The organism is Pseudoalteromonas sp. SANK 73390, from assembly GCF_054966645.1.
This window is the reverse complement of the sequence record NZ_ARPN01000109.1, coordinates 231,978-258,023: the sequence shown is the minus strand read 5'-3', so window position 1 is coordinate 258,023 and position 26,046 is coordinate 231,978. Positions and strand designations below refer to the sequence as shown.

27 protein-coding genes and 1 riboswitch are annotated in these 26,046 nt (G+C 40.8%); of the genes, 4 read left to right on the top strand and 23 right to left on the bottom strand.

Features of this window, described 5'->3' with window-relative positions:
- Window positions 1-21: 21 nt before the first annotated feature.
- A complete protein-coding gene (paeA, locus tag SANK73390_RS15135) occupies window positions 22-1,317 on the bottom strand; it encodes a polyamine export protein PaeA (protein ID WP_462766918.1) in 1,296 nt (431 codons plus the stop codon).
- A 259-nt stretch (window positions 1,318-1,576) separates the two neighbouring features.
- On the opposite strand from paeA, the gene cysZ reads away from it, so the two are divergent.
- Complete coding sequence (cysZ, locus tag SANK73390_RS15130; protein WP_462766916.1) at window positions 1,577-2,302, top strand: sulfate transporter CysZ; 726 nt, start codon at window positions 1,577-1,579, stop codon at window positions 2,300-2,302.
- A 136-nt stretch (window positions 2,303-2,438) separates the two neighbouring features.
- Complete coding sequence (locus tag SANK73390_RS15125; protein ID WP_462766914.1) at window positions 2,439-3,773, top strand: glycerophosphodiester phosphodiesterase family protein; 1,335 nt, start codon at window positions 2,439-2,441, stop codon at window positions 3,771-3,773.
- 53 nt (window positions 3,774-3,826) lie between these two features.
- On the opposite strand, the gene SANK73390_RS15120 is transcribed toward SANK73390_RS15125, so the two are convergent.
- From SANK73390_RS15120 to yaaA, 7 genes are all read right to left on the bottom strand, one after another.
- Window positions 3,827-4,519 carry a substrate-binding periplasmic protein gene (locus SANK73390_RS15120; protein WP_462766912.1) on the bottom strand — a complete coding sequence of 231 codons (693 nt, stop codon included), beginning with the start codon at window positions 4,517-4,519 and terminating at the stop codon, window positions 3,827-3,829.
- A gap of 248 nt (window positions 4,520-4,767) precedes the next feature.
- Window positions 4,768-7,407, bottom strand: coding sequence for an ATP-binding protein (locus SANK73390_RS15115; RefSeq protein WP_462766910.1), 2,640 nt, complete (start codon window positions 7,405-7,407; stop codon window positions 4,768-4,770).
- A gap of 9 nt (window positions 7,408-7,416) precedes the next feature.
- Window positions 7,417-8,676 (bottom strand): ABC transporter substrate-binding protein, encoded by a 1,260-nt coding sequence (locus SANK73390_RS15110; protein ID WP_462766957.1) that lies wholly within the window; start codon window positions 8,674-8,676, stop codon window positions 7,417-7,419.
- A gap of 165 nt (window positions 8,677-8,841) precedes the next feature.
- Window positions 8,842-9,198, bottom strand: a complete 357-nt coding sequence (locus SANK73390_RS15105; RefSeq protein ID WP_462766908.1) for an MFS transporter — start codon at window positions 9,196-9,198, stop codon at window positions 8,842-8,844.
- Window positions 9,199-9,322: 124 nt separating this feature from the next.
- Window positions 9,323-9,715, bottom strand: coding sequence for a hypothetical protein (locus SANK73390_RS15100; RefSeq protein WP_462766906.1), 393 nt, complete (start codon window positions 9,713-9,715; stop codon window positions 9,323-9,325).
- A 33-nt stretch (window positions 9,716-9,748) separates the two neighbouring features.
- Window positions 9,749-10,009 carry a hypothetical protein gene (locus SANK73390_RS15095; RefSeq protein ID WP_462766904.1) on the bottom strand — a complete coding sequence of 87 codons (261 nt, stop codon included), beginning with the start codon at window positions 10,007-10,009 and terminating at the stop codon, window positions 9,749-9,751.
- A gap of 46 nt (window positions 10,010-10,055) precedes the next feature.
- Window positions 10,056-10,835, bottom strand: a complete 780-nt coding sequence (yaaA, locus tag SANK73390_RS15090) for a peroxide stress protein YaaA (protein WP_462766903.1) — start codon at window positions 10,833-10,835, stop codon at window positions 10,056-10,058.
- Window positions 10,836-11,101: 266 nt separating this feature from the next.
- Here yaaA and tal point away from each other — a divergent pair, with 266 nt between their 5' ends.
- On the top strand, window positions 11,102-12,052 hold the full coding sequence (tal, locus tag SANK73390_RS15085; protein WP_462766902.1) for a transaldolase: 951 nt from the start codon (window positions 11,102-11,104) through the stop codon (window positions 12,050-12,052).
- A gap of 215 nt (window positions 12,053-12,267) precedes the next feature.
- On the top strand, window positions 12,268-12,459 hold the full coding sequence (locus SANK73390_RS15080; RefSeq protein ID WP_152085136.1) for a DUF3545 family protein: 192 nt from the start codon (window positions 12,268-12,270) through the stop codon (window positions 12,457-12,459).
- A gap of 48 nt (window positions 12,460-12,507) precedes the next feature.
- On the opposite strand, the gene SANK73390_RS15075 is transcribed toward SANK73390_RS15080, so the two are convergent.
- From SANK73390_RS15075 to SANK73390_RS15005, 15 genes are all read right to left on the bottom strand, one after another.
- Window positions 12,508-13,254 carry an IS4 family transposase gene (locus SANK73390_RS15075; RefSeq protein ID WP_462766901.1) on the bottom strand — a complete coding sequence of 249 codons (747 nt, stop codon included), beginning with the start codon at window positions 13,252-13,254 and terminating at the stop codon, window positions 12,508-12,510.
- Complete coding sequence (locus SANK73390_RS15070) at window positions 13,233-13,829, bottom strand: transposase domain-containing protein (protein WP_462766900.1); 597 nt, start codon at window positions 13,827-13,829, stop codon at window positions 13,233-13,235. Before SANK73390_RS15070 ends, SANK73390_RS15075 begins: the two co-directional genes overlap by 22 nt.
- Window positions 13,830-13,965: 136 nt before the next feature.
- Window positions 13,966-14,625, bottom strand: coding sequence for a uracil-DNA glycosylase (gene ung, locus SANK73390_RS15065; RefSeq protein WP_462766899.1), 660 nt, complete (start codon window positions 14,623-14,625; stop codon window positions 13,966-13,968).
- An 11-nt stretch (window positions 14,626-14,636) separates the two neighbouring features.
- Window positions 14,637-15,479, bottom strand: coding sequence for a cobalamin-binding protein (locus tag SANK73390_RS15060; RefSeq protein ID WP_462766898.1), 843 nt, complete (start codon window positions 15,477-15,479; stop codon window positions 14,637-14,639).
- Window positions 15,479-16,090 (bottom strand): cob(I)yrinic acid a,c-diamide adenosyltransferase, encoded by a 612-nt coding sequence (gene cobO, locus SANK73390_RS15055; RefSeq protein WP_462766897.1) that lies wholly within the window; start codon window positions 16,088-16,090, stop codon window positions 15,479-15,481. Before cobO ends, SANK73390_RS15060 begins: the two co-directional genes overlap by 1 nt.
- An 11-nt stretch (window positions 16,091-16,101) precedes the next feature.
- Window positions 16,102-17,583 (bottom strand): cobyric acid synthase, encoded by a 1,482-nt coding sequence (locus tag SANK73390_RS15050; protein ID WP_462766895.1) that lies wholly within the window; start codon window positions 17,581-17,583, stop codon window positions 16,102-16,104.
- A gap of 50 nt (window positions 17,584-17,633) precedes the next feature.
- Window positions 17,634-18,632, bottom strand: coding sequence for a FecCD family ABC transporter permease (locus SANK73390_RS15045; protein ID WP_462766893.1), 999 nt, complete (start codon window positions 18,630-18,632; stop codon window positions 17,634-17,636).
- Window positions 18,629-19,441 (bottom strand): ABC transporter ATP-binding protein, encoded by an 813-nt coding sequence (locus tag SANK73390_RS15040; protein WP_462766892.1) that lies wholly within the window; start codon window positions 19,439-19,441, stop codon window positions 18,629-18,631. The genes SANK73390_RS15045 and SANK73390_RS15040 overlap by 4 nt, the downstream gene beginning before the upstream one ends.
- A 99-nt stretch (window positions 19,442-19,540) precedes the next feature.
- A riboswitch (cobalamin riboswitch) is annotated at window positions 19,541-19,662 on the bottom strand.
- A 462-nt stretch (window positions 19,663-20,124) separates the two neighbouring features.
- Window positions 20,125-20,337: a (Na+)-NQR maturation NqrM gene (gene nqrM, locus SANK73390_RS15035; protein ID WP_261591706.1), complete on the bottom strand. Its 213-nt coding sequence runs from the start codon at window positions 20,335-20,337 to the stop codon at window positions 20,125-20,127.
- A gap of 92 nt (window positions 20,338-20,429) precedes the next feature.
- Complete coding sequence (locus tag SANK73390_RS15030) at window positions 20,430-21,449, bottom strand: FAD:protein FMN transferase (protein WP_462766891.1); 1,020 nt, start codon at window positions 21,447-21,449, stop codon at window positions 20,430-20,432.
- Window positions 21,450-21,610: 161 nt separating this feature from the next.
- Window positions 21,611-22,837 (bottom strand): NADH:ubiquinone reductase (Na(+)-transporting) subunit F, encoded by a 1,227-nt coding sequence (gene nqrF / locus SANK73390_RS15025; protein ID WP_261591704.1) that lies wholly within the window; start codon window positions 22,835-22,837, stop codon window positions 21,611-21,613.
- Window positions 22,838-22,855: 18 nt separating this feature from the next.
- Window positions 22,856-23,464, bottom strand: coding sequence for an NADH:ubiquinone reductase (Na(+)-transporting) subunit E (gene nqrE, locus SANK73390_RS15020; RefSeq protein ID WP_261591703.1), 609 nt, complete (start codon window positions 23,462-23,464; stop codon window positions 22,856-22,858).
- 10 nt (window positions 23,465-23,474) lie between these two features.
- Complete coding sequence (locus tag SANK73390_RS15015) at window positions 23,475-24,107, bottom strand: NADH:ubiquinone reductase (Na(+)-transporting) subunit D (protein WP_462766890.1); 633 nt, start codon at window positions 24,105-24,107, stop codon at window positions 23,475-23,477.
- Window positions 24,107-24,853 carry a Na(+)-translocating NADH-quinone reductase subunit C gene (locus tag SANK73390_RS15010; protein WP_462766888.1) on the bottom strand — a complete coding sequence of 249 codons (747 nt, stop codon included), beginning with the start codon at window positions 24,851-24,853 and terminating at the stop codon, window positions 24,107-24,109. The genes SANK73390_RS15015 and SANK73390_RS15010 overlap by 1 nt, the downstream gene beginning before the upstream one ends.
- On the bottom strand, window positions 24,846-26,045 hold the full coding sequence (locus SANK73390_RS15005; RefSeq protein WP_462766887.1) for an NADH:ubiquinone reductase (Na(+)-transporting) subunit B: 1,200 nt from the start codon (window positions 26,043-26,045) through the stop codon (window positions 24,846-24,848). The genes SANK73390_RS15010 and SANK73390_RS15005 overlap by 8 nt, the downstream gene beginning before the upstream one ends.
- Window position 26,046 lies beyond the last annotated feature (1 nt).

The window sequence follows — 26,046 nt, the reverse complement described above, 5'->3', positions numbered from 1 at the left end:
TTAAAATTATCAAGTGTAAAATTACAACTCTGCTGCACCGCCATTGACGCGACTCACTAATAGCTGCTCTACTCTCACTCCTTTAATATCGATGGCTTCAAACTTAAACCCATTACAAATAATATGGTCAGCTCGCTTTGGCAGACGCTTTAACCGATAAATTAAAAAACCAGCGACTGTTTCATACTGATTAGCCTCTGGCGGTTCTTGCCAATCAATGACACGGCATAAATCAACTATGGGTGTAGCACCATCTACTAACCAAGACTCATTATCACGTTGCACGATTTGCTCTTCGTCGTAAAACGTAACTAAGTCTCCCATAAAACTGCTCATTAAATCTTTGATAGTGACAAGCCCAACAATCAAGGCATATTCATTTACCACCACAGCAAATTGTTCACTTGCTGACTTAAACGCATTTAGAGCTTCGGATAAGGTCAGCGTTTCTGGCAAATAAAAAATTTCTTTTTCAATTATTTGCTCGTTTAAATGAATGGCTTCGCCACGCAGCAATTGTTTGAGTATTTGTTTGGTATCAACAAATCCAATCAGCTTATCTAAATGGCCATCACATACCAAAAACTGGTTATGAGGATTGCCTAATATTTTTTGACTTATAACGCTACTATCATCGTCAATATCTAAAAATACGATTGACTCACGTGTTGTCATTGCCATAGGCAAAGTACGACACTCTAACTCTAAGACATTACCAATTAGCTGATACTCTTGTGCTTGCAAAGAACCACTTTTTGCACCCGCATCCATCATTGCCACAATTTCTTCTGTGGTAACTTCATCTTTGCGCTCTGTTGGCAAGCCAAATAGCTTTAACAGAAGATTTGTAACACCATTAAAAAACAGTACCATAGGCTTAAATGCAATCGTAACTGCATTCATCAGCCCAACCACTCGAACCCCAACCGCTTCAGGCATGATCATGGCGATACGCTTAGGCAGTAAATCTGCAAATAAAATAAACAACGAAGTGATAATTACAAATGAGATAACAAAGCTCACTTGCCCAAGTAAAGGCCCTTGATAAAACAAACTAATGTAGTAGCTTACCGATTCAGTAATGGCTTGCTCACCCAAAATTCCACCCAAAATTGCGATGGCATTTAAAGCGATTTGGATCATGGCAAAAAACGCCCCTGGTTGCGCTTGCAGTTTGAGCACTTGCTCCGCACCATGATGCCCTTCATCCATCATTATTTTTAGCTTAATTTTTCGCGCAGCTGCAATCGAAATCTCAGACATAGCAAACAAAGCACTAATCAAAATTAAACACACAATCCCAAGCAACTCGGCCACTTATCGGTTCTCCAGTAAAAATTGGTTACTACTTTATGAATTAGTCAAAAAGCGAGCAATTGTATCTCAACCACCGGACTTAGCAACACATATAAATCAAGCTAAATCATAAGGTTAAAATATATTTTTTAAAAAGTTTATGCTAAATTGATAAATAGATGGGCAATCAGCAATAGTTTGTTACGTATTTTGGTTTATTCGCAGGTTTAGCCCAGCGTATACTGTGGTAAAAATTTAACGTATTAATTTGGGGGTTGTGGTGCAGTTAACGCAAGGTATAGAGTATTTTCTCTCTGGTTTTTCTCTGATCACTCAAAAAGGATTAAAACGTTTTGTTTTTATTCCATTACTGATCAACATTCTACTATTTGGTAGCTCACTATTCTTTTTATATGATTGGTTAATCCAAGGGTTTGATTATTTAAATAACCTTTTACCTAGCTGGCTAAGTTGGTTGGAATGGTTAATGTGGCCCATTGCTGTCATGGTGATTTTGTTTAGCTATAGCATGGTGTTTACGGTAATCACCAATTTTATCGCGGCACCATTCAATGGCTTATTAAGTGAAAAAGTAGAGCTTCACTTAACAGGCCAAAAAATTAATGATGATTCTTTGGCTGACTTACTCAAAGATGTGCCTCGTATGCTAGGCCGAGAATGGACTAAATTATGTTATTACCTACCTAGAGCGCTCGGCTTTTTTATTTTGCTGTGGATTTTACCGCTTGTGGGCCAAGTACTGTGGGTCATGTTCACTTGCTGGATGTACACCGTGCAATATAACGACTACCCTTTTGATAATCATAAGATTCATTTCAAGCAAATGAAAGATGATTTAAAAAGCAAGCAAGGGTTATCTTACGGGTTTGGTTTTGCAGTATTTGTGCTAACTTCCATTCCAATTGTAAACCTAATCGTTATGCCAGTCGCTGTATGTGGCGCTACACGCTTGTGGGTAAACAACTATCGTACAAGTTATCGTTAATCCAATTGATAAATAATCATTAGAGCTAGTGTTCTAACACTCGCTCTAATGTGTTACTTGTCATAGTGTTATCATTTTTCCTTCACGTAACTTAATTAACATTTGTTTTCCTTATAAAAACAGATGATGTACTAACATGAAGTATAAAATATTACTCTCTATGACGACCTTGTTCGCTTTAAGCGGCTGTGGCGATGACACTAAAATAAAAGAAGTAACCAAAGAGGTGGTGGTTGAAAAACCAGTCACCATCATTGAAAAGGTTGAAGTACCCGTAATTGTCGAAGTACCTAAAGGTAGCGCTAACGATGTGCAACTGGGTACACGCGTACAGTTTTTAGTTAACCAACTCCCACAAAGCGAACTAAAAACAAAACTACAAGCCTGTCAGGATGGTCCCTTTTATAAAACCGACTTTTCAATTGGTCACCGTGGTGCACCAATGCAATACCCAGAACACACCAAAGAGTCTTACATAGCTGCAGCTAAAATGGGTGCGGGCATTTTAGAGTGCGATGTAACTTTTACAAAGGACAAAGAATTGGTTTGTCGCCACTCACAATGCGACTTGCATACGACGACTAATATTTTGGCCATTGAAGAGTTGGCTGCTAAGTGCTCGCAACCGTTCACTCCAGCAGATGCTGCTAGCGGCACACCTGCTAGTGCACAATGTTGTACATCAGACATCACCCTGGCTGAATTTAGGCAGTTAAAAGGTAAAATGGATGGTGCAAACCCTGATGCAACAACCGTAGAGGAATACCTCAAAGGCACCGCTAATTGGCGTACGGATTTATATTCAACTCAAGGTACTTTGCTTACTCACAAAGAGAGTATCGCGCTATTTAAATCGCTGAATGTAAAAATGACTCCGGAGTTAAAATCTGCCAGTGTAGATATGCCTTATGAGGGAATGAGCCAAGCTATGTATGCACAGAAAATGATTGATGAGTACAAAGCGGCGGGTGTTGCAGCCAAAGACGTTTTTGCCCAATCATTTAACCTAGACGATGTAAAATATTGGGTAAACAACGAAGCTGACTTTGGTGCTCAAGCTGTTTACTTAGATGATCGATACGATGTTGCAGGCTTTAACCCAAATAACCCTGATACATGGCAACCAACCATGGCTGAGCTTAGCAATGATGGTATAAAAATCATTGCTCCACCACTTTGGATGTTAGTCACCTTAGATAATGATAAAAACATCGTACCTTCTGAATATGCTAAGGCAGCAACAGCCGCTGGACTTGATATTATAACGTGGACACTAGAGCGTTCAGGTCCACTTACAACAGGGGGGGGCTGGTATTATCAGTCTATTTCTGATGCCATTGATAACGATGCTGACGCACTCGTTTTACTCGATGTACTTGCTAAACAAGTCGGCGTAATCGGTGTATTTAGTGACTGGCCGGCAACAACCACATTCTATGCCAGCTGCATGGGCATGACACCAAGTATATAAGTTTTATGTGAAGGGCCATTGCGCCCTTTTTCAAAGCAAATTTTTATAAAGAGTTATCTGATCTGCAAACGCAGCTGCTCATAGCGCCCCGATGCTTTTAACTGTTGTAACGCGAAATTAAAACTACTTCTCAGTGCCTCGTTGCGAAACCCAACATAAAACCACAGTGGGTTATTAACTGCAGGCAACAGTGCTTTTCCCCAATTATCAGGAGAATATTGATATCGACCCTCTTTGAGGTGGGCTAAATGCCAGCTTAATAACGTATCATCAATTAAAATAACTTCACACTTACCTGATAACCAATCAATCACTTGTTCTTGTTGCTTTGAATACTCACTGTAATCTTCTTTATCTTTAAATGCTTTATCCAAAAAAAGGTGCTCTGCGGCATTTTGCCACGCGCAAACACTATATTTTAACAGCTCGCTCATTGAGCTGAGCTTAAACTCAGAGTAACGATTATGGATAGCATAATTACTGTACGAAATAAATGGCATTGAGTAGTACATTTGCTTATCGCTATTTTGAACTTCAACCGCAATGTCTACCTTACCCTTTGCCAGTAACCTAACCATACGTTTATTCGAGACAAAAATGGGGTGATACTGCCAATTCAAAGTTTTAGCAATCGTGTCAAACAACTCAACACTAATACCTGATTGTGAAGATTCATTGACATAGGGTGGGCGACTTTGACCAAACGCAACCGTTAATGGCTCATTCGCAAAAGCTACATGGCTCATCACAGTCGCTAAAAAAGGAAATAAGTAAACGAATTTAACTAAAGCATAATAAGCAGAAATAACGAGTCCCACCGTGTTTGTGTCGTTGTTAATAATTCTAGCACAAACCAAATGCGTCATTAGTTAGCAAATAGTCTGATGAGTTTAATAGATAACTGCAAGGGATTAAAGTATCCCCCCCCATTGCTGCTTGGTCTTAGCGATACAATAGAAAATTTGCGCATTTCTCACTTAAGGTCAGTCACACTTCACCCTAAATACTGCTCCAACACAGCTTTTAGCTTATCCATTGCAATTGGTTTAGTGATAAAATTATCCATCCCATGGGCTATGGCTTTATCAAAGTCTTCTGACATTGCATTTGCTGACAAACCACAAATGGGCGTCTCTAATTTGAGCTCATTACGAATAAAGAGAGTGGCACTAAAACCATCCATTACTGGCATTTGCACATCCATAAATATCAAATCATACGCATAAGGTGTATTACTCAGCTTATCAACAGCTTGACGCCCATCTTCAGCAATATCTGTTTCTAATCCTAATGAGCTAAGAAGCTTCTCAGCAACCATTTGATTCACCGCATTGTCTTCTACTAATAACACTCGCCCTTGTAAGTTCAATGTTATTTCAGATTCAGTTAAAGCTTGCTCACCACCACTGTCATATTTGAACAGTTTGCATATTTGGCTGTAAAAAGTACCGTAAGTGAATGGCATTTCTAACACCCGAATATCTTTAAAAATTCCAACTCGTGTAAGCAACACTGAATCTCGTTTATCTAGTACAATGCATAAATCTACATTGTCACGCTGCAATAACGCAATATCAGATAGCGATAGTTGCTGAGACATTTCATGATCTAACACCAATAACATGCAGCAACCCTTGCCTAGCTGCTTTTTTTCACTTAGCTCTTTACTGTTAAGGTAATTAATTACACATTTATTCGCCTTTAAATAGCTTGCTAAAATCTGTGTAGTCTTGTTTGAACGATTACAGGTCAAAATAGAAATCGCGAATGGTTTGCCCTCAGGTAATTTATGCTGAGCACACTCCGTTGCATGCTTTAAGCGAAGAAATACAGAAAATGTAGAACCTTTATCTTTTTGTGAATGCACGCTCACACTTCCGTTCATCAACTCACATAGCTGCTTAACAATAGCCAATCCTAGCCCCGTTCCACCAAACCGTCTGCTGGTCGAGACGTCCGCCTGAGAAAATTGCTCAAACACATCGTTTTGATGTTCCTGTGTCATACCAATCCCGGTATCTTCCACATCTATATTTAAGATGATCTCTCCTGTAGCGCTATCATTTACCGATATACGCAGCTCTACGCCTCCCAAGGCCGTAAACTTAATGGCGTTATTGCATAGGTTTAAAATTATCTGAGTTATCCTAACCTCATCTCCAACTAAATGGGTTAACCCAACAGGGCTTATACACCGAAAGTATAAGTTTTTTTCCGCCGCCCGTAAGCTCACCGAGGCTAATACATTGTCTAGCATTTTACCCAGTGCAAACTCTTTTTCTTCTATATCAAGTTTACCCGCTTCAATCTTTGAAAAATCTAAAATATCGTTAATCACGGCCAATAATACACCACTTGAGTAACTAATTTTATCAATGCACTCTTGTTGTTCCGCAGCCAAATTTGAGCCTTTTAGCAATTCAACTAAACCAATAATGCCGTTCATTGGCGTTCGTATCTCATGACTCATATTCGCTAAAAACAAGCTTTTTGATACCGTAGCTTGCTCAGCTTCATTACGTTTGACTTCTAGTTCTTTATTTAGCTCTTTTTGTTCAATCACTAGCTCTTTTGTACGTTCCAACAAGTCATTTGTTTGCAGATTTTTATTATGAAATACACTGGCCGCCACAGACAACTGACCAATTTCATCTTCTCGTTTTAGATATGGGATATGCTCAACATGCAAATTATTGCTTAAGCGTTTAAATAGCGCAGTAAGCGATCTAATAGGACTAATTACTCTTATTATTAAAAACGCGGCATAAATCACTACCAGCACCATGCTCAGAAAAATAAATAGCTCACTACGTGCTTGCAAAGAACTAGTCACTTCTTTCGCTTTAACTAACTTTTCCTGCATACCTTGCTCTTCATAAACCCTAAGCCTCGAAGATAAGTGTAATATTTCATTGGCTGTGCCCGGTAAAACAACATTGGTTAAATATAAGTACCCCCTTATGGTTTGGTGAAGCCTTCTAAAAGACATGCTAATGGCGTTGAATTGACTAGCAATGGGACGTTTTGCAAACTGTGCTCGAATAGTTGACATATGTTGGTTAAACTCTTTCACATGCGCTGCATTTTGTGTTATTAAATAAGCTAATACAGCGTTGTGTGCTTTGGTCAGCTGCAAAGAAGCAGCTGTCTTACCCTCAACATCTTGTTCATTATTTATGTCTTTTTGCGCAGTATTGATTAAAACTAATAGGTCTTTTTGATACAATGCTTGGCGCTTTTCTCGACCGTTAACCGCCACAAGTAAGTTTTCTTTATAGTCAGTCAAATGGTTTTGCATACGCGTTACCATATCAACTGCTTCTTCACTGCGATATGACGCTTGGTTTATTTCTGCTAAGGCAGCCTGTATTTTCTCAATTAGCTCATTACTGCGATTTATTGCAGCAGCACTGGCAGACTGTTTATAAATTAGAACGTTACGCTGTAAGTCAATAACAGACGACTCAAGCAAATACCCTGTTTCTGCCAACTGTGCCGCACTGGCTATTTCATCATCACGTTGCTCAAGTAATTGATAACTCACATTCGTTAAATAGGCCGATGTTAAAATTAAAGCACCTATACAAAGCAGGCCTAAGCTAAGTTGAAATGTTAAGGAGCGATAAAAACTCATGCACTTCTCCTAGCTAATAAACTCATACCATTTTTGTAAGCTATAGTCATAACTAGGCATAACAGTGTTCCACACTGCCACATTACTAAAACGTTTAAGATAGCTGCCACCTGTGCGCACTTCTGCTTTTTTAACCGACAGTTTTCCATCCGTACCCGTTAAATTATGTGCTGCAGGTAGACCTTCATACCAATAGTCCCACTCAGCTTTTGACAAAAAGTTTTTTGCGCGCTGAGGATTAGATATGTAATAGCCTTGCCTGGCGATAAATGCTCCAGGCCAGCCTGATAACCACCAGTTCATATAATCATAAGCAGCATCTTTCACTGACCCTTGAGTCGCAGAAGACAAACACATAACCCCATGCCACCCTCTATAACCCTCTTTCGGCGCGGCATAAATAACGGGCACATTTTGACCGTTAAGAGCAGAAACTGCCGGTGAGAACATACTTTCTATGACCACGCGATTACTTTTCATAAAATCAACAGATTCAGGAACCGATGTCCAAAAGCCACTGAAGTGACCCTGCTGTTTAAATTCGCTCAATATTTTAAAAAGTTGATCAAGCTCACTGTTAGTGATGTTGCCTATATTTGAAAAACGCATCAAACCCTGCGCTTGCGCTGCCAATGCTAAGTCAAACAAACCAATTGTAGGTGCGTTCACTACTGCCACTTTACCTCGGTACTGCTGTTCAAGAAGCCACCCCCAACTTTCTGTTTCATAAGGTACGCCCGGTTTAATTACCTGCGTGTTGTAGCCAAATGAATCTACGTTGTGTACATAGGGTAAATAGCTAATAAAATCACTCTGCGCATCTGAGAGCGTTAAGTCCTCTTGCACATGAAGTAATTTATAGGGAGCATCACCGGCACCAATACCAGCACTGGGTTGAATACGTCCAGTTTTAGTTAATGCGTTGATTTCATCCCAGTATGTAAGGCGCTTTTTTTCGATAGGCTGTATTGAACCTGAGTACCACAACACATTGATACTATTTGACCATTGCTCATACAAATCAAATGACTCTGGTGCCATTGCTGCTTTTTGTAATACTGCAGCACTACCTCTGGGTTCAAATTCTAAATTTATTCCTAAATCTTTTTGAGCTTGCTCTTTGAGCGCAGGTTGCAAAGTCACATGCGTACCCAATACCCTTACAGTGTATGTTTTTTTAGCAAAAACATAAGGCGCTTTAAAGCCCAGTGCTGCGCATACGCCTAAACCTGCCGCTTGTTTAAGTAACTTCCGTTTGCCTTGATCAATGCCATAACGCAAAGGTTTGCCTGTCATAATATGTCCTTAAAAAACGCATTTTTTAACGCATTCTCATTCACTTTCTCCAAGTATAGGTGACACAAAGATATTTGACAGAACCTCATACAAACAAGTGCCCGTTCAAAATAAGGCGCTACAACAAGAACTACTCAGTTAAATTGATATTTCTAGCCTTTTTTGAGTAAATTGGTAGATGGCAACAATCAATAGTGTGCATATCATCATTGGCATAGCGGCAATATTTAATGCTTGCCAGCCAATTTCCGACTCTAACCAACCCGCCGCTAAAGAGGAAATAGCAACCATACTAAATACCAAAAACTCATTGCTCGCTTGAGCTTTACCACGCTCATGATCTTGATATGTTTCGCTCACCATATGAGTCGCTGCAATAAACATAAAATTCCAACCAATTCCCAATAAAGACAAAGCCAACAAAAAATGCCAGTGAGTTACACCTAACAAATTAACGACGCAGCACCCGAGTACCACTAACGCCCATGAAGCCATCGCAGTTGATTGCCCAAATCGGGCGATAAGCTTGCCTGTAAAAAAGAGGGAACAAACATGCCAAGCACATGCCATTCAATGACTAATGCCGATGCACTTAAATCAAAGCCATGACGGTGCATTGCTAACGGGGTTCGGTCATCAAAAGGTTCATGGTGGTGTAACTAGTCATTGCCACCAGCACCGCAGTAATAAATTTAGGTTGCCCAATTATTTGCTTAAGAGGGCGTGGAGTAAGTTGTTTTGTTGTATGATTTATTTCATTAAAAGTAACCAGTTGCAATAAACACAAAGCCACACAATATAATGCTGATAACGCGGTAAATACATTGGCATAGTTTATAGACGCAAAATGTGCATTCACCCAAACCGCAATATTTGGCCCTAATATAGCGGCTACAACCCCACTTGCCATTACTGTTGCAATCGCAGTAGCTGGGTTATCACTGGCTTCAATAGCAGCAAACCGATATAAAGTCGCAAAGCCAATACCAATACCAATCAAAAAAGTAGCCAAACTAAACAGCCAAAAATCACTTGTAGTTAACGATCAAAAGCCTAAAAGTGTGCCACTAATGCCAATCAAATTACCAAAAGAAAACCCCACCTTTCGGCCAACTTTTGCCATAATTAACGATGCTGGAATCGTGGTCAGTAGTAAACCTATCATTTGAGTTGCAACAGGAAAGGTCGTGAACCCTGCACTTGGGCTAAGAGCTTGTCCTACTAGCGCCGCTATTGTAACCAGTAAAATATTTCCTGTGGTGATCAACCCCTGACAAGTCGCCAGCAACAATACATTTTTATTCATACTACTTCCGTTGTTTTTGCTGACTTATCAGACCAGTATTGTAAAATTAATTTTGCTCAGCTCTTAAAAACACTGGCTCATTGGCTTTGTTGGTCGCCTCTTCACTAAAGTAATACCCAGCTACATCAAATTGCTTTAAAGACTCAAGTGACGATACCTGTTGCTCCATAATATATCGAGCCATCATGCCACGGGCTTTTTTGGCATAAAAGCTAATGACTTTGTATTGGCCATTTTTGCAGTCTTTAAAAATAGGCGTGATAATGCCTGCATTTAATACTTTTTTATCCACCGCTTTAAAATACTCATTTGAGGCTAAATTAACCAACTGAGTTGTATTAGCTTGCGCTAGCGTTTCGTTGAGCTTTTGCGCTATGATTGAGCCCCAAAATTCATACAGATTTTTGCCTCGACTGTTTTCTAATTTGGTGCCCATTTCTAATCGATACGCTTGCATTAAATCAAGTGGCTTTAGTACACCGTAGAGGCCCGATAAAATTCGTAAATGCTGCTGTGTGTACTCAAGTGCTTTATCACTTAAAGTGGTTGCCTCAAGTCCTGTGTATACATCACCATTAAAAGCCAATACAGCCTGTTTAGCATTACCTGTGGTAAAAGGCTGCGACCACTCACTAAAGCGTGCCACATTTAACCCTGCCAATTTGTCACTTATTTTCATCAAACTAGCAACTTGTTGAGAAGACAATGTACGACACACTGTCATTAATTCTTCACTGTGTTCTAGCAATTCAGGTTGCGAATACGTTGATACATTAGCGGGAGTTTCAAAATCCAAGTTTTTTGCAGGTGAGATTACCGTGATCATAGCGCGCCTATTGACTTAAAATATGTTTAGTGTCAATTTCAACACTATCCTTTGTTTACTTCAAGTACAGAATAACCTTTGAATTTATAAGGGGTAACTACAATTTAATCAAAGTACTTCTTGCGTTGCAGTCCATTAGCACCTAACAAGCATGTTATCCGAGTAAATACGGACAATTGACCTATTAAAGGTCGTCATGGTACTGCAACATAGTAACACTAAAATTTTTAATAATTTTTGCTGCAAAATAGGAATGAGGAATACCAATGACATCAGCACTAGATAGGCTAAAACAACACTCTTCGATTGTTGCTGACACAGGCGACATAGAAGCCATTCGCAAACACCAACCTGAAGATGCGACAACAAACCCGTCACTCCTTCTAAAAGCAAGCGAAATGCCTGCATATCAAGCCTATCTGCAACGCGCTTGGGATTATGCTAAAAGTGTTGAAACGGATGAAAACAAGCAGCTAGAACTGGCTTGTGACTATTTTGCAGTACTGATTGGCAAAGAGATTGCAGATATTGTGCCTGGTTACATTTCAACCGAAGTAGATGCTCGATTGTCGTTCGATACGCAAGCGATGATTGCAAAAGCAAAAACGTTGCTATCGCTGTACCAAAAAGAAGGTGTTAGCCAAGATAAAATTCTTATTAAGATTGCTTCAACGTGGGAAGGTATCAAAGCCGCAGAGCAATTAGAGCAAGAAGGCATTAAGTGTAATCTAACGTTATTGTTCAGCCAAGCACAAGCAAGAGCCTGCGCCGATGCCAAAGTATTTTTAATTTCGCCTTTTGTGGGCAGAATTTTAGACTGGCACGTTGCTAATGGCCTTGAAAAACCAACTGACCCATTAAACGACCCAGGCGTACAGTCAGTGCGTACTATTTACGAATTTTATAAACGTCACGATTATAAAACCGTAGTAATGGGTGCAAGTTTTCGTAACACCGGTGAGATCATTGCACTCACAGGTTGTGACAAATTGACTATTAGCCCCGCACTACTTGAAGAGCTTGGTCAGTTAACTGCTGCGCAAGAGTATCTATTAGACAATGACTACCCAGTAGAGGCAAAGCCTGCACCATTAAGCGAAGCCCAATTCCGTTGGTTGCACAATGAAGATGCCATGGCAACCGAAAAACTAGCTGAAGGTATTCGCGCATTCGCTAAAGCGCAAGAAGAGTTAGAAGCACGCTTTAAAGCCCTATAAGCCTCTACCTAAATCACATCCCTATTAACGCCGCTTTTTGCGGCGTTTTTTATTTCACCTCTTTTTATTGATTGTAATCAAACTGTCACTTATCTCTAACCTAACCGACACATTATTGTTTTATTTTCACACTCGTTATGGTATACCAAAGTTGCTTGCAGCGCGGTTTTATGTGCGAGAGCGTTATTGAGGTTAATAATCAATAGGAGAAATTCATGGATAGCCTAGACGATATTATTGCAGTATTAGAAGGTCCTGAAACAACAAAGCGAACCTCTCAAAAAAAGCAAAAACGAAAGTGGCGTGAAATTGAAGCGCTAAAAGATAAACAGCGTCTTCGCAAAGAACTACAGGAACTGGATTACTTCGCAGACAACTTAGATTTAGATGATTTAGATTTTATCTAACCCGCCTAACTCATATAAATTTAAAAAGGCTCCGAGGAGTAATGCCAGTCAGTTAAGCTGATTGGCATTTTTATTAGTCGGATATTTAGAAGGCTTTGGCTTAATCCATCTACGATAACGCCTATCTTCTCGTTTTGGTAGTAATTTAAAGTAACTTAATTGGGCGTAATGCTTCGGAATGTTCCCCGACGATGTGATTGGTATTGTGGCAAAAAATTGAGTCACAGCCATTGAACAACTCGCAAAACTTAACTCATTCGGATACACATTGTCGAATCGATTTGCTGCCGCAGTGATCGCTTGGCGGATCAGGTTATACGTCAACAAAATACCCCATAGCTCTTGCTCTACCATCTCTGGTCGCTTGCTGCGCAAGGTATATTTACTATTGAGTAAAGTTTGTTTCGTTTCCCTAAAACCTATTCCTATCTCCCAACGATAACGGTAAAGCTCAACGATTTCCTCTCTTACGAATCGCTTAGGATCTGTCATTGACGTTAGAATACGGTAACTTTTACCATTGATGACTTTTGTCACTAACCTTGCTTCTAGCTGAGCAGGTAAATCATCAAATTTGGTTCGTGACTGCGGGGTTGTTGTTAGCTTTATCCTTGCATCGTTTGTACTAAGTCGTTGTATGACCTCATATTGTAGGTCTTTGCGTGCAGGTATCATCCAATGTCGATGCTCACCAGCTTGGTGCCAACGATTTAATAGCCCAAGTGAGTAGTAACCCTTATCAAATATAGTCAGATAGTTATCAGGTGTATTCTTTATAAGTTGCTCTGCAAACATAACATCATTTCATTTGTTCGATAATCTGAAAAAGCACTATTGATAAGTTGATGGATTGATAACTCCATATGACAAACCATTCGTATTTTAGGAAATATATTGTCACTATGTCCGTTGCTTTGCGCTTTAAAGGTTTGATGACTTTCTGGTGTATCGGTTGTTCGCCATACCACCCCATCAACGGCTAGCAAATTCAACCCAGACCATGTTTCAAATTGATTATGTTGGTAACTTTGCTCAGACATTGCTAAGAATACTTGCTTAACAGCTTCAGCTCCTAATCGCTGTCTAGCTTGTTCTAATGCGCTTGGGGCCATTAATGGCTTTTTACCTGGCAACATAATATCCATCTGTGTTGCAATATCCCAAACTGAACGCTGTCGAAATAAACTCATCCCTACGATTGAACAAAGTACAGTTTCTAAAGGTAATCGACGCTTTCTAACTGTTGCTACACCTGCTTGCTTAAAGCCTTGCTCAATTAATTGAGGCGATAGTATTTCTGCAAACTTTTCAAAAGTATGAAAAGTATTACAAGCATCAAAAGTTGTAGCTAATTCTGTTTCAAAGCGCATAAAAAATCCGACATCAATAACTGATATCGGATTTTGAAGCATTCAAAAGATCGGTCAATGGATCGTTAAATATTTCTTAACTGATCAGCATTACTCCGAGGAGCCTTTTTTATTACAAACATTTGCACTAAAAAAATCACACCTGCCAGTTAATCGGCTGCTTGCCCATCGTGTTTAACAGCTCATTAGTTTTAGAAAAGTGCTGGCACCCAAAGAACCCTCGGTGCGCTGACAGTGGCGAAGGGTGTGGTGCGTGTAATACATAGTGGCGTTGTTTATCGATATTCTTACCTTTTTTCTGGGCGTGTGCGCCCCAAAGTAAAAATATAACGCCTTCACTATGTCCGTTTAACTGCTCAATAACCACATCGGTAAAACGCTCCCAACCTAGCTTTTTATGAGAGTGCGCCGCACCTTGTTCAACCGTTAATACCGTATTGAGTAGCAAAACTCCTTGCTCTGCCCAAGGCAGTAAGTAGCCATGTTCTGGAATGCTAAAACCGTCGATATCTTGCGCTAACTCTTTGTACATATTCGCCAGCGATGGGGGTGGCTTAACGCCCGGCAACACCGAAAAGCATAAACCATGCGCTTGATTGGATCCGTGGTAAGGATCTTGTCCCAAAATAACAACCTTCACTTGCTCAAAAGGCGTCACCTCAAATGCACCAAACACTTGTGATTGTGGTGGATATACAGTCACACCTTCGCTACGGCGTTGCGCTACATAGTTGAGTGTTTCTTGTAAGTAAGATTGTTGTTTTTGCTGATTTAGTAAGTCTTGCCACGTTGCCATGGAGCTATCCTTTATTGTTGTTGATAGTGGGTGCGTGCGCGCTGCAATTTATCACACATGTCGGTTACCCCATCAAGTGCCCGAGTGCTGAACCGATGCAATAAATCGGCATCCACTTCAATAAATTGCTTATGCTTCACTGCGGGGATCTCAGGCCAAGCTTGCCAATCAATAGTCGGCATCACTTTTTTACTTTTTTCAACTGGTAATACAATCACTTGAGGTTTGGTTTGCAGCACATTTTCAATACTAATTTGTGGGTAGTCTGTGGCGTTATCGGCAAATGCGTTTTCAACAGCGCACACGTCGAGCAATTGATGCACTACCGTATTATTATTAATCGTCATCATAGGTTCGGGCCACAATTGATAAAATACACGCAGTGGCGCGCTATTTTTGTATTGTGTTTTTAGCGCCTGTAAGCGCGCTGTAAAATGCTCCGCGAGCCTTTTTGCTTGTTGATTTTGCCCTGTTAAGCGACCAAACAATTGCAGCTCATCAGCCACTTTAGTAATATCTTTTGTATTACTATAAATAACTTTTATACCTAGCTTTTCAAGCTTATCTAAATCGGCTTTTTTATTGCCTGATTGCCAAGCAATCACAAGATCAGGTTGCAGCGCAAGCACCCTCTCAAGCGCAATACCATTGTGGCCACCAATACGCATAATGTCGCTCGCTTCTTGAGGGTAATCTGCATATTCAACTGTGCCTACAATACGCTCTCCAGCGCCAATGGCGAACAGGTTTTCTACAATATGAGGGGCAAGCGCAATGATACGCTGTGCTTCTTTAGCCTGTACAACACAACAAGTAAACAAAACACATATACAAGCAAAGTAACGCAACTGCATCAGTAATCAAAACCTTCTAACGCTTTAACACCCGCTTCAAAAGCATGTTTTACATTACGCACTTCACTCACCGTATCAGCCAACTCTGTTAACTTGCGATGAGCACCACGCCCGGTCACAATCACCGACTGCATTTTTGGCCTACTGCTAAGTGCATCCAGCACTTCATCCAAGTTGATGTAATCATACGTCACCATATAAGTCAGCTCGTCTAATAGAACGAGATCTATGCTTTCATCTGCCAGCCACGCCTTTGCTTGTTGCCAAGTTTGTTGTGCAGCTTGGGTATCTGTTTCACGGTTTTGTGTTTCCCATGTAAAACCTGTTTTCATTACAGCAAATGGGACACCCGCCTTTTCAAGTAGATTACGCTCTCCACACGCCCACATACCTTTAATAAACTGTGCCACTGCGGCATTTTGACCATGACCTACACAACGGGCAACCGTGCCAAAACCTGAAGTAGATTTACCTTTACCATTACCGGTAATAACTTGAAAAATACCCTGAACTTTATCAGCAGCTGCAACTTTCGCATCAACTTGATCTTTTACTTTTTGTTGCCTTTGTTGGTGTTTTTCTTGACTTTTATTGTCGTGTGAATCGCTCATAGCTTCCTCATTCAATTATCATTATTTAACATTAAGGCGAGAATTTTATTCATATCAAGGTATTGCTCACAGCTGTCAGCTAGTCGCTCAAGTTGCAGCTCTCGGTGGGTGGCCAAATCAAACGCAGGCGCTTGCAAACGCCCACCGCTGGCCCAATCCAATATTGTTTTGGCCGCATCAGGGCTATCAAATAAACCATGTAAGTAAGTACCTGCTATTTGTCTATCTTCTGAAATAAAGCCATCATGCTTTATACCATTTGGATGTGCGGTAAAACGCATAAATGGATTGCTCAAAGCCCAACCTTCGCTTACTCCACAATGAATTTCATAGCCGTTGATAGCAACAGGTGTTTTGTCTAACAAACATTCACCCGTTACTTGCGTTAGGGTTTTGCTAGGCATCAACGTGGTCGTAAAATCAGCTAAGTTTAACCCTTGTATCTCGTTTTTACTCGACTCAATACCGCTGGGGTCATAAATAGCTTTACCTAGCATTTGTAATCCACCACAAATACCTAGCACTTTACCACCAAAGCGCAAATGTCGAATTATCTCGCCTTGCCAGCTCTCGTTTTGCAAAAAAGCCAAATCAGCTATCACATTTTTACTACCCGGAATAATAATTAGATCGGTAGCAGCAATTTGCTCACCATGACGTACATAACGTAAATCAATATTTGGATGTAAGCGTAAGCTATCAAAGTCAGTATGATTACTAATATGAGGCACTAATAGCACGCTAATAGATAACTGGCTATCAGTCACATGATTATCGAGCGTAACGGCATCTTCGGCATCAAGATTTAATGAGTGAAAATACGGCAATACACCTAATACAGGCTTACCCGTGTATTGCTCTAACCAGTCTAAACCCGATTGCAACAAGCTAATATCACCACGAAAACGGTTAATCACAAAACCTTTTACTAATGCCTGTTCTGCCTCACTTAGTAACGCCAACGTGCCAACCAAATGTGCAAATACGCCACCTTTATCAATATCGGCAATAATTATCACAGGGCAATTTACCTCACACGCAAAACCCATATTAGCAATGTCATTTTCACGCAAGTTAATTTCCGCAGGGCTGCCAGCCCCTTCAACTAACACGGCTTCAAACTGACTTTCTAAGCGTTGATGAGATTGCAGCACCGCTTGCATCGCAACCTTTTTGTAATCATGGTATTTGACCGCTTCCATATTACCGATAGAGCGACCATGAATGATCACTTGCGCGCCCGTATCACTGTTTGGTTTAAGCAAAATAGGATTAAAATCAGTGCTTAATTCAACCTTTGCCGCAATAGCTTGTAGTGACTGTGCTCGACCGATTTCACCGCCACAGGGAGTAACCGCACTATTGAGTGCCATATTTTGCGGTTTAAACGGCGCAACATTCACACCTCTTCGTGCCAATACCCGACACAAGCCCGCAACTAAAGTACTTTTCCCCGCATCGGAGGTTGTGCCTTGCACCATAAGAGTTTTCAATTTAGTTCCCATTATTTTAATTTCAGTGGTAAACCTGCCATCATATTGCTCTACATTGATGGCGAGCTGCGCTTACGTAGCACCAGCAATAATAAGAAAAATACACTACCTACCGCAGCGGTAATAACACCAACAGGCAGTTCTTGGTTATCTAGCACTGAACGTGCAATGACATCAACCCAGATCATAAATAGGCCGCCACAGAAAGCGGTTGCGAGCAAGCCTGCGGTACTCGCTTGAGAGATAAAAAACCGCACTATGTGTGGTACCATTAACCCTACGAATCCCACACCACCACATATAGCAACGAGCACAGCCGTTAACAGCGAACTTAATAGCAACATACCTAAACGTAGTTTGGTAACATGCACACCCAGCGTTGTTGCATTTTCATCTCCGAGTAATAACGCATTGAGTGTGCGACGAAAAAGTAGCATACAGGCAATACATAAACTGACAACCAATGCAGGCAGCCATAACGTTTGCCAATCGGCCCGCGAAAAACTACCCAAGGTCCAAAATACAATCGCACTGATTGCTTGTGGGTCACTCCAATATAATAATAAGCTGGTACAAGCACTAAACAAGAACGACAACGCCACACCTGCTAACACCAAAGACTCTACTTGGTTGCTCATCTGTGTACGGGTGATAACAATGAGCGCAGTCATTGCCAGTAAACTACCAATAAATGCAGCGCCAGATAGCGCCAAACCGGCTTGAACCCCCGTTAATGTAAATAATACCACCACACCTAATGAGGCACCTGACGAGATCCCGAATAGATACGGATCGGCCAGAGGGTTTCGAGTAACGGTTTGTAAAATCAGGCCAGCCATAGCCAACCCACACCCTGCTAAAAAAGCCAAAATTGTACGAGGTAAACGCAACTCAACGATTACTTTTTGCTCAAGGTGACGACTATCGTATGATAATAAAGCCTGCCACACATCGAGTAAGTCTATCGAGATTGCACCTAAGCTCAAGGCCCCTATAAAGCTAACCAAAGTCAGTAATACAAAGATGCAAAGTAATCCTAATCGACTCATTTTACATAACCATAATGGTAGCGAATATGAGGTACAACATTATGAATATCGCTTGCACTTTGCACCAAGCTTACATCCGCACACACACCAAAAACATCACTGAGTAAATGAGAGGTAAGTACATTTTGAGGTTTACCCTGCGCTTTCAAACTGCCTTGATGTAACACCAGTAAGCTATCTGAGATGGCACAAGCGAGGTTAAGATCATGAAAAGAAGCCAGCACACTCACGCCTAAAGATTTTGCCAATTCCATAATTTGAATTTGATACTTCACATCAAGGTGGCTTGTAGGTTCATCCATTATTAATAGTTTAGGGCGTTGCACCATTGCTCTGGCAATCATTACTCGTTGCTTTTCTCCACCAGATAAAGAGCAAAACATTTGTGTGTTCTTATGTGTTAAGCCAACCTTTTCAAGTGCTGTATAAACATAATTTCTATCGTCTTGGTCCATTGATGAAAACAAAGGTTTGTGTGGTGTTAACCCCATTGCAACCACATCAAATACCGCGAGATTAAACTGCTCAGGTACCTCTTGCAATACCACCGCAACTTGTTGAGCATAGGCTTGTCGAGAATAATCATCGATGGATTTATCAAGCAATTGAATAAAGCCATATGATGGCTTGGTATAGCGATAAATACAGCGCAGCAATGACGATTTACCCGCACCATTGGGACCTAATAATCCTATAAACTGACCCGTTTTTATATCAAAACTTATGTCGTCGAGGATAGTGGATTGATTAACCTTCAGCCCTAGCTGCTTAACACTCAACATAGGAGGTGGTGAACTTGCTTGTATCATGCCTACCTTAAAACATCATTGAGGGCGCTAAGCACATACAATACAGCCATCAAAAACGACCGCTATTTAATAAATTGAATGTGACTCACAGTACGCCCGCTAAGAGTGTATCTGCTGGTCTTGGTATCTGACTTGAGCCACCGAGGCGACTTTTACAGTTGCGGGGACAGTTGAGTATTTGCAACTCATTCCCAAGAATTACCAGCAAAGTAATCCGTTATTATGCTGTCTAGACGTCTAAAAAACAACTTATAGCCGCGCTTTCTCCTGCTCGAAATAAGAAACCTCAGTCTTATACCAATTACATTTAATAAATGCCCAGATATTGCGACGGATAAAGGGCTTGGTGACCAGACAGGAATTTTGATATGTGGTTATTCTACATGAGCCATTTTTAACGCAGTTAATAAACCATTTAGCTCGCTAAAGTGATCAATGTTTTAATAAAACGAATGAGTTAGTCGCTGCAACACTTCAATGAAGAGCAAATCATAGAGTCAGCTGCAATCGATTGCTCAAGTTACCACCAATTTGCATTGCTAAAAGGCATATCACTCTTACATTAACGACGTTACCCGAGGCTGGCCATAACGAACAAAGTACCAAGCTTGCTGTATGTAAACCTGCAGAGAACAATCAAAAATGCGAGCCGTAGCTCGCATTCTATATTAATTAAAGCAGACTTATAAAATCTGGTTCTCTTTCCACGCTTGCTCTTTGGCTAAACGCTTTTTGCGTCTATCACAAGGGTCATCACAGTCACACGCCTTTTCCACACCTGCAGCACCTAAACCACCACAACTACTAGCCATTGATTTTTTCTGTACAATAACACCTACCGCCATCGCAGTAACAATTAGAATAAGTAACCCAAAAGTAAGTAAAAACAGCGACATTGAACTGGCCCCTAATAATATAAAAGTTGGCCCAGCGTTGCTGGGCCAGTGACGGTCTGTTACTTTGCTATTATAACCCGCTTATCCACGACTCACAAATAAGGTTTAAATGACTTACTTGCATAGGTGACTAAGCCATCAGATGATTTACTAATTAGATATACCGCCAGGTTATGCTTTTCAGCATAAACTTTAGCACGCTCTGTTCCCATTACTGTCAGCGCCGTAGCAAGACCATCTGCCGTCATGGCTGAAGGGTGCAATACCGTCACGGATACTAAGTCATGCTTGACGGGCATACCCGTAGCAGGGTCAATTAAATGGGTAAAAGTTTCCCCGTCCATTTCATAAAAAATACGGTAATCCCCTGATGTAGCAATACCATTGCTGCCTGGCTTTAATGCTTTATGTACTTGACGCTGCCCCATAGGCGCATCGGGTTGCTCAATTGCAATAACCCATGGCTTATTATTTGGTTTAACCCCCGAAACTCGAAGCTCTCCGCCGATTTCTACCATATAATTATCAATGCCTAGCTGCTCTAGCAATAATGCAACCTTGTCTATACCATAGCCTTTTGCCGTCGCTGAAAAAGAAACTTCTAAGCCTGCTATTGTTTTCGCTAAACCTTGCTCATTAAGTACCAGCTTATCAACCCCAATGCGGCTGCGCATATCATCAAGTTGAATTTGAGTTGGCCGCTGAGTTGGGCGTTTATCAGGACCAAATCCCCATAAATCGATAAGCGGTCCCATAGTCACATCAAGCGTTTCGGTTGATTTTCCTAGCCGAATTGATTCAGCAATCACCGTTCTAAAGTCGTCACTAATAACCATTATTTCATTGTTTGACAAGGCATTAAACTGGTTAATTTCAGAACCTTTTACCCATGGAGACATTGACTGATTCACTACTATTAATGTGTCATCAATTTGCTTTTGTAGCTGCTCTTTCGTTAATTCAAGCTCAGGGGGGTAAGCTTTAATATTGTAGGTTGTCCCCATCGTTTTTCCCGTGAGTACTAACGCCTGAGGGGTATTCTCATGATGATTATCACAACCAGTTAATACAATAGTGGCCAAAATGATTATGGGTAAAAAAATACGTACCATCTTCCCTTCCTTAAATTCTTAAAATATGGCTATGTAACCCATACAAACGATTACCCTAATACTATATCAACTCAGTCATAGGTAATAAAAAAACCCCAAAGCATGCTTTGGGGTTTATATTTTATCTCAAAATTCTGTTTTGAGCATGCACGAAAGCCTAATTAGCCACCGAAGTCATCTAGTAAGATGTTTTCGTCTTCTACACCTAGGTCTTTGAGCAAATTAATTACAGCCGCGTTCATCATTGGAGGACCACACATGTAGAACTCGCAATCTTCTGGTGCTTCATGATCTTTTAAGTAGTTCTCATAAAGTACATTATGGATGAAGCCTGTATAACCTTCCCAGTTATCTTCTGGTTGTGGGTCTGACAATGCAGTGTGCCATACGAAGTTTTCGTTCTCTGCCGCTAGGCCATCAAAGTCTTCAACGTAGAACATCTCACGTTTAGAGCGCGCACCATACCAAAAAGACATCTTACGTGAAGAGTTAAGACGTTTAAGCTGGTCAAAAATATGCGAACGCATCGGAGCCATACCTGCACCACCACCAACAAATACCATTTCTGCATCCGTGTCTTTAGCAAAGAACTCACCAAATGGACCTGAAATAGTTACTTTATCACCTTCTTTCAATGACCAAATGTACGAAGACATTTTACCACATGGTAGTGACAAGTTATTTGGTGGCGGAGTCGCAATACGTACATTAAGCATGATAATGCCAAACTCTTCTGGATAGTTTGCCATTGAGTATGCACGAATGGTTTCTTCATCCACTTTAGACTCAAGATTAAAGAAGCCAAAGCGCTCCCAATCTGGACGATACTCATCAGGAACATCGAAGTCTGCATATTTAACGTGGTGTGCTGGCGCTTCAATCTGAATATAACCACCGGCACGAAATGGCACAGACTCACCATCAGGAATAGCTAGTTTTAGCTCCTTGATGAAAGTTGCTTTGTTATCATTAGAGATAACTTCACAGTCCCACTTCTTAACCCCGAAAATTGATTCTTCAAGTTCAATTTCCATATCGTTTTTAACATTAACCTGACATGCTAAGCGACAGCCTTCACGTGCCTCACCTTTAGATATGTGGTCAAGTTCGGTTGGCAGAATATCACCGCCACCTTCTTTGATGTGTACGCGACACTGGCCACATGAGCCACCGCCACCACAGGCTGACGATACAAAGATACCAGCATCTGACAAAGCACCAAGTAACTTACTACCTGCAGATGTAGTGATGCCTTTGTCAGTATCACCATTAATTCCAATTGTAATGTCACCGCTTGCTACTAGCTTAGATTTAGCGGCAATAATCACTAAAACTAAGACAACAACGATAGCAATGAACATCCCTACGCCTAAATATACCTCAAGCATGATTTTTCCTCGCTACCTTTACAGTGAAATACCAGAGAATGACATAAAGCCAAAGCCCATTAAACCTACGGTGATAAAGGTAATACCTAAACCACGTAGACCATCTGGCACGTCTGCATATTTCATTTTCTCACGGATACCAGCAAGCAATACGATTGCCAGCGCCCAACCCACTCCAGAACCAATACCAAATACCACTGACTCACCAAAGTTAAGATTACGCTCAACCATGAATGAAACCGCACCGAATATTGCACAGTTAACAGTAATAAGTGGTAAGAAGATGCCCAGAGCGTTGTAAAGTGCAGGGAAAAACTTGTCCAAAGCCATTTCTAGGATTTGTACAAGTGCTGCAATAACACCAATGAAAGTTAAAAAGCGTAAGAAGCTTAAATCAGCTTCAACAAAACCTAACCACTCCAGCGCTCCCGGTGCCAACACGGCATAATATACTAGGTTGTTAACTGGAACAGCCACACCCAATACAAAAATTACAGCAATACCTAGGCCTAGTGACGTAGTTACTTTCTTAGATACTGCTAAAAAAGTACACATACCTAAGAAGAAAGATAAAGCTAAGTTTTCAACAAAAACCGCTTTAACGAATAAGCTAATATATTGTTCCATCTTTCTCCCCTTACGCCTTCGCTTCTACTTGGTCTTTCTTATATGTGCGAAGTATCCAAATAAAGATACCCACTAAGAAGAACGAGCTAAATGGCATAATTAGTAGACCCATTGGACGGTACCAGCCACCATCAGAAACAAGTGGTAAGATTTCAACACCAAATAATGTACCAGAACCAAACAGTTCACGCACAAAACCAACCGTTAGAAGTACCACTGAGTAGCCTAAGCCATTACCAATACCATCTAAGAATGACATAGCTGGTGGTGATTTCATTGCATAGGCTTCTGCACGGCCCATTACAATACAGTTGGTAATGATCAAACCGATAAAGGTTGATAACTCTTTAGCCGTTGTATAAACAACTGCCTGTAAGACTTGGTCAACAACAATTACCAGTGACGCGATAATAGTCATCTGCACTATGATACGCACACTCGAAGGAATGTGATTACGGATCATTGAGATGAATAAGCTTGAGAAGCCAGTTACCAATGTCAAAGCAATTGACATGATCAAGGCGTTTTTAAGGCTTGATGTTACCGCCAAAGCAGAGCAAATACCAAGCACCTGAAGGGCAATTGGGTTGTTTGCAAAGACAGGGCCAAACAAGACTTCTTTCATTTCTTTAGTATTAGCCATTAGTTCAATGCTCCTTTACGTACTTTCGCAAGGAATGGACCAAAACCTTTATTACTAGTCCAAAAGTCAATGGTGTTATCTACACCGTTTGAAGTCAACGTAGCGCCAGACAAGCCATCAATTTTATGTTCATTGCTGCCAGCTGTACCCTTAACGATATCAATTGGAAGCTGTTTACCTTCCCACGTAGCAGTCCACTTAGGGTTTTGGATTTCACCACCTAAGCCAGCTGTTTCATTGTGTTTGTAGAACTGAATCGCTTTAATTGTTTGACCATCGTCATCAATTGCAAGGAAACCGAACATGATACCCCAAAGACCATAGCCTTGGATTGGCAAAATAACCGTTGAAACCTCACCATTGTCACCTTTTGCAAGATAAACTGGCGAGTTGTTAGTCATGCGTTGAACACCTGCTAAGTCATCCTCTTTTGCTAATGCAAAACTACGCTTAGCATCGAACTTAGTACTTTCAAAATCAAAAGTGCTATGGTCAATATCAACATATTCACCAGTATCCATATCGATAACACGAGGTTCAATATTAGCTTTAAACGTTTCTTCAACGTTTTCTACATCTTTGAAACCTGCAGCAGCGAGAATATTACGTTGAACATCTTTAATTTTGTTAGCTTGCTGAAGTGGGCGAAGCTGTACAGACGCAAAAGATACAACTATCGCACATACCAAACATAGGCCAACAACAACGCCTAGCGTTTTGCCTATAGATTCATTGTTACTAGACACGTGCTAATCTCCTCTTAACATTAGACTGCACAACAAAGTGGTCAAATAGTGGAGCAAATAGGTTGGCGAATAGAATTGCTAACATCATGCCTTCAGGATATGCTGGGTTAACCACACGGATTAATACCACCATAATGCCAATTAGCGCACCGTATGCAAATTTACCTTTATTAGTGAAAGATGCCGATACCGGGTCAGTCGCCATAAAGAACATACCAAATGCAAATCCACCCAACACTAAGTGCCAGTACCAAGGCATTGCAAAAGCAGCGTTAGTATCAGAACCTAATGCATTAAATAAGCTTGCCATCGCAACCATACCAAGGAATACACCCAGTACGATACGCCAAGATGCAATACGCACATACATTAAGAAGAAACCACCTAACATCAGTGCTAGCGTTGACGTTTCACCCATAGAGCCCTGAATGAAACCGTAAAAAGCATCCCACCAAAGAACCATGTTGTTAAAATCTAACGCGCCTTGAGCTACTTGCCCTAAATATGTTGCACCAGAGAACGAATCTACTGCTGTCCATACCGTGTCACCTGAAATGTCAGCTGGGTAGGCAAAGAACAAAAATGCACGACCAGCAAGTGCAGGATTTAAGAAGTTACGACCAGTGCCACCAAATACTTCTTTTGCAACAACAACACCAAAAGTAATACCTAGTGCAGCTTGCCATAGTGGAATAGTCGAAGGAAGAATAAGCGAAAACAGCACTGAAGTTACAAAGAAACCTTCGTTTACTTCATGTTTACGGATAGACGCAAATAAAACTTCCCAGAAACCACCTACTAAAAAAACAGTTCCATAAATAGGTAAGTAAAAGCACGCACCATAGAACATTTTAGCGCCCCAACCTGCTTCGGCAGTTAATTCACCACCCAGCGCTTGGAAAATCGCAACTTGCCATGTATTGGCAATTTCAAAACCGTTACCAAGTGCCATTGCAGCTTGGTGACCAATGTTGAACATACCAAAAAACATTGCAGGGAATGTTGCCATCCACACTAAAATCATAATACGTTTTAAGTCGATATTATCACGTACGTGCGTTGCACCTTTATTTACATAACCTGGTGTGTAAAAAACGGTTGCAACTGCTTCATACAATGCATACCACTTTTCATGTTTACCACCTGCTTCAAAGTGAGGTTCAATGTCTTCTAAAAATTTCTTTAAGGCCATT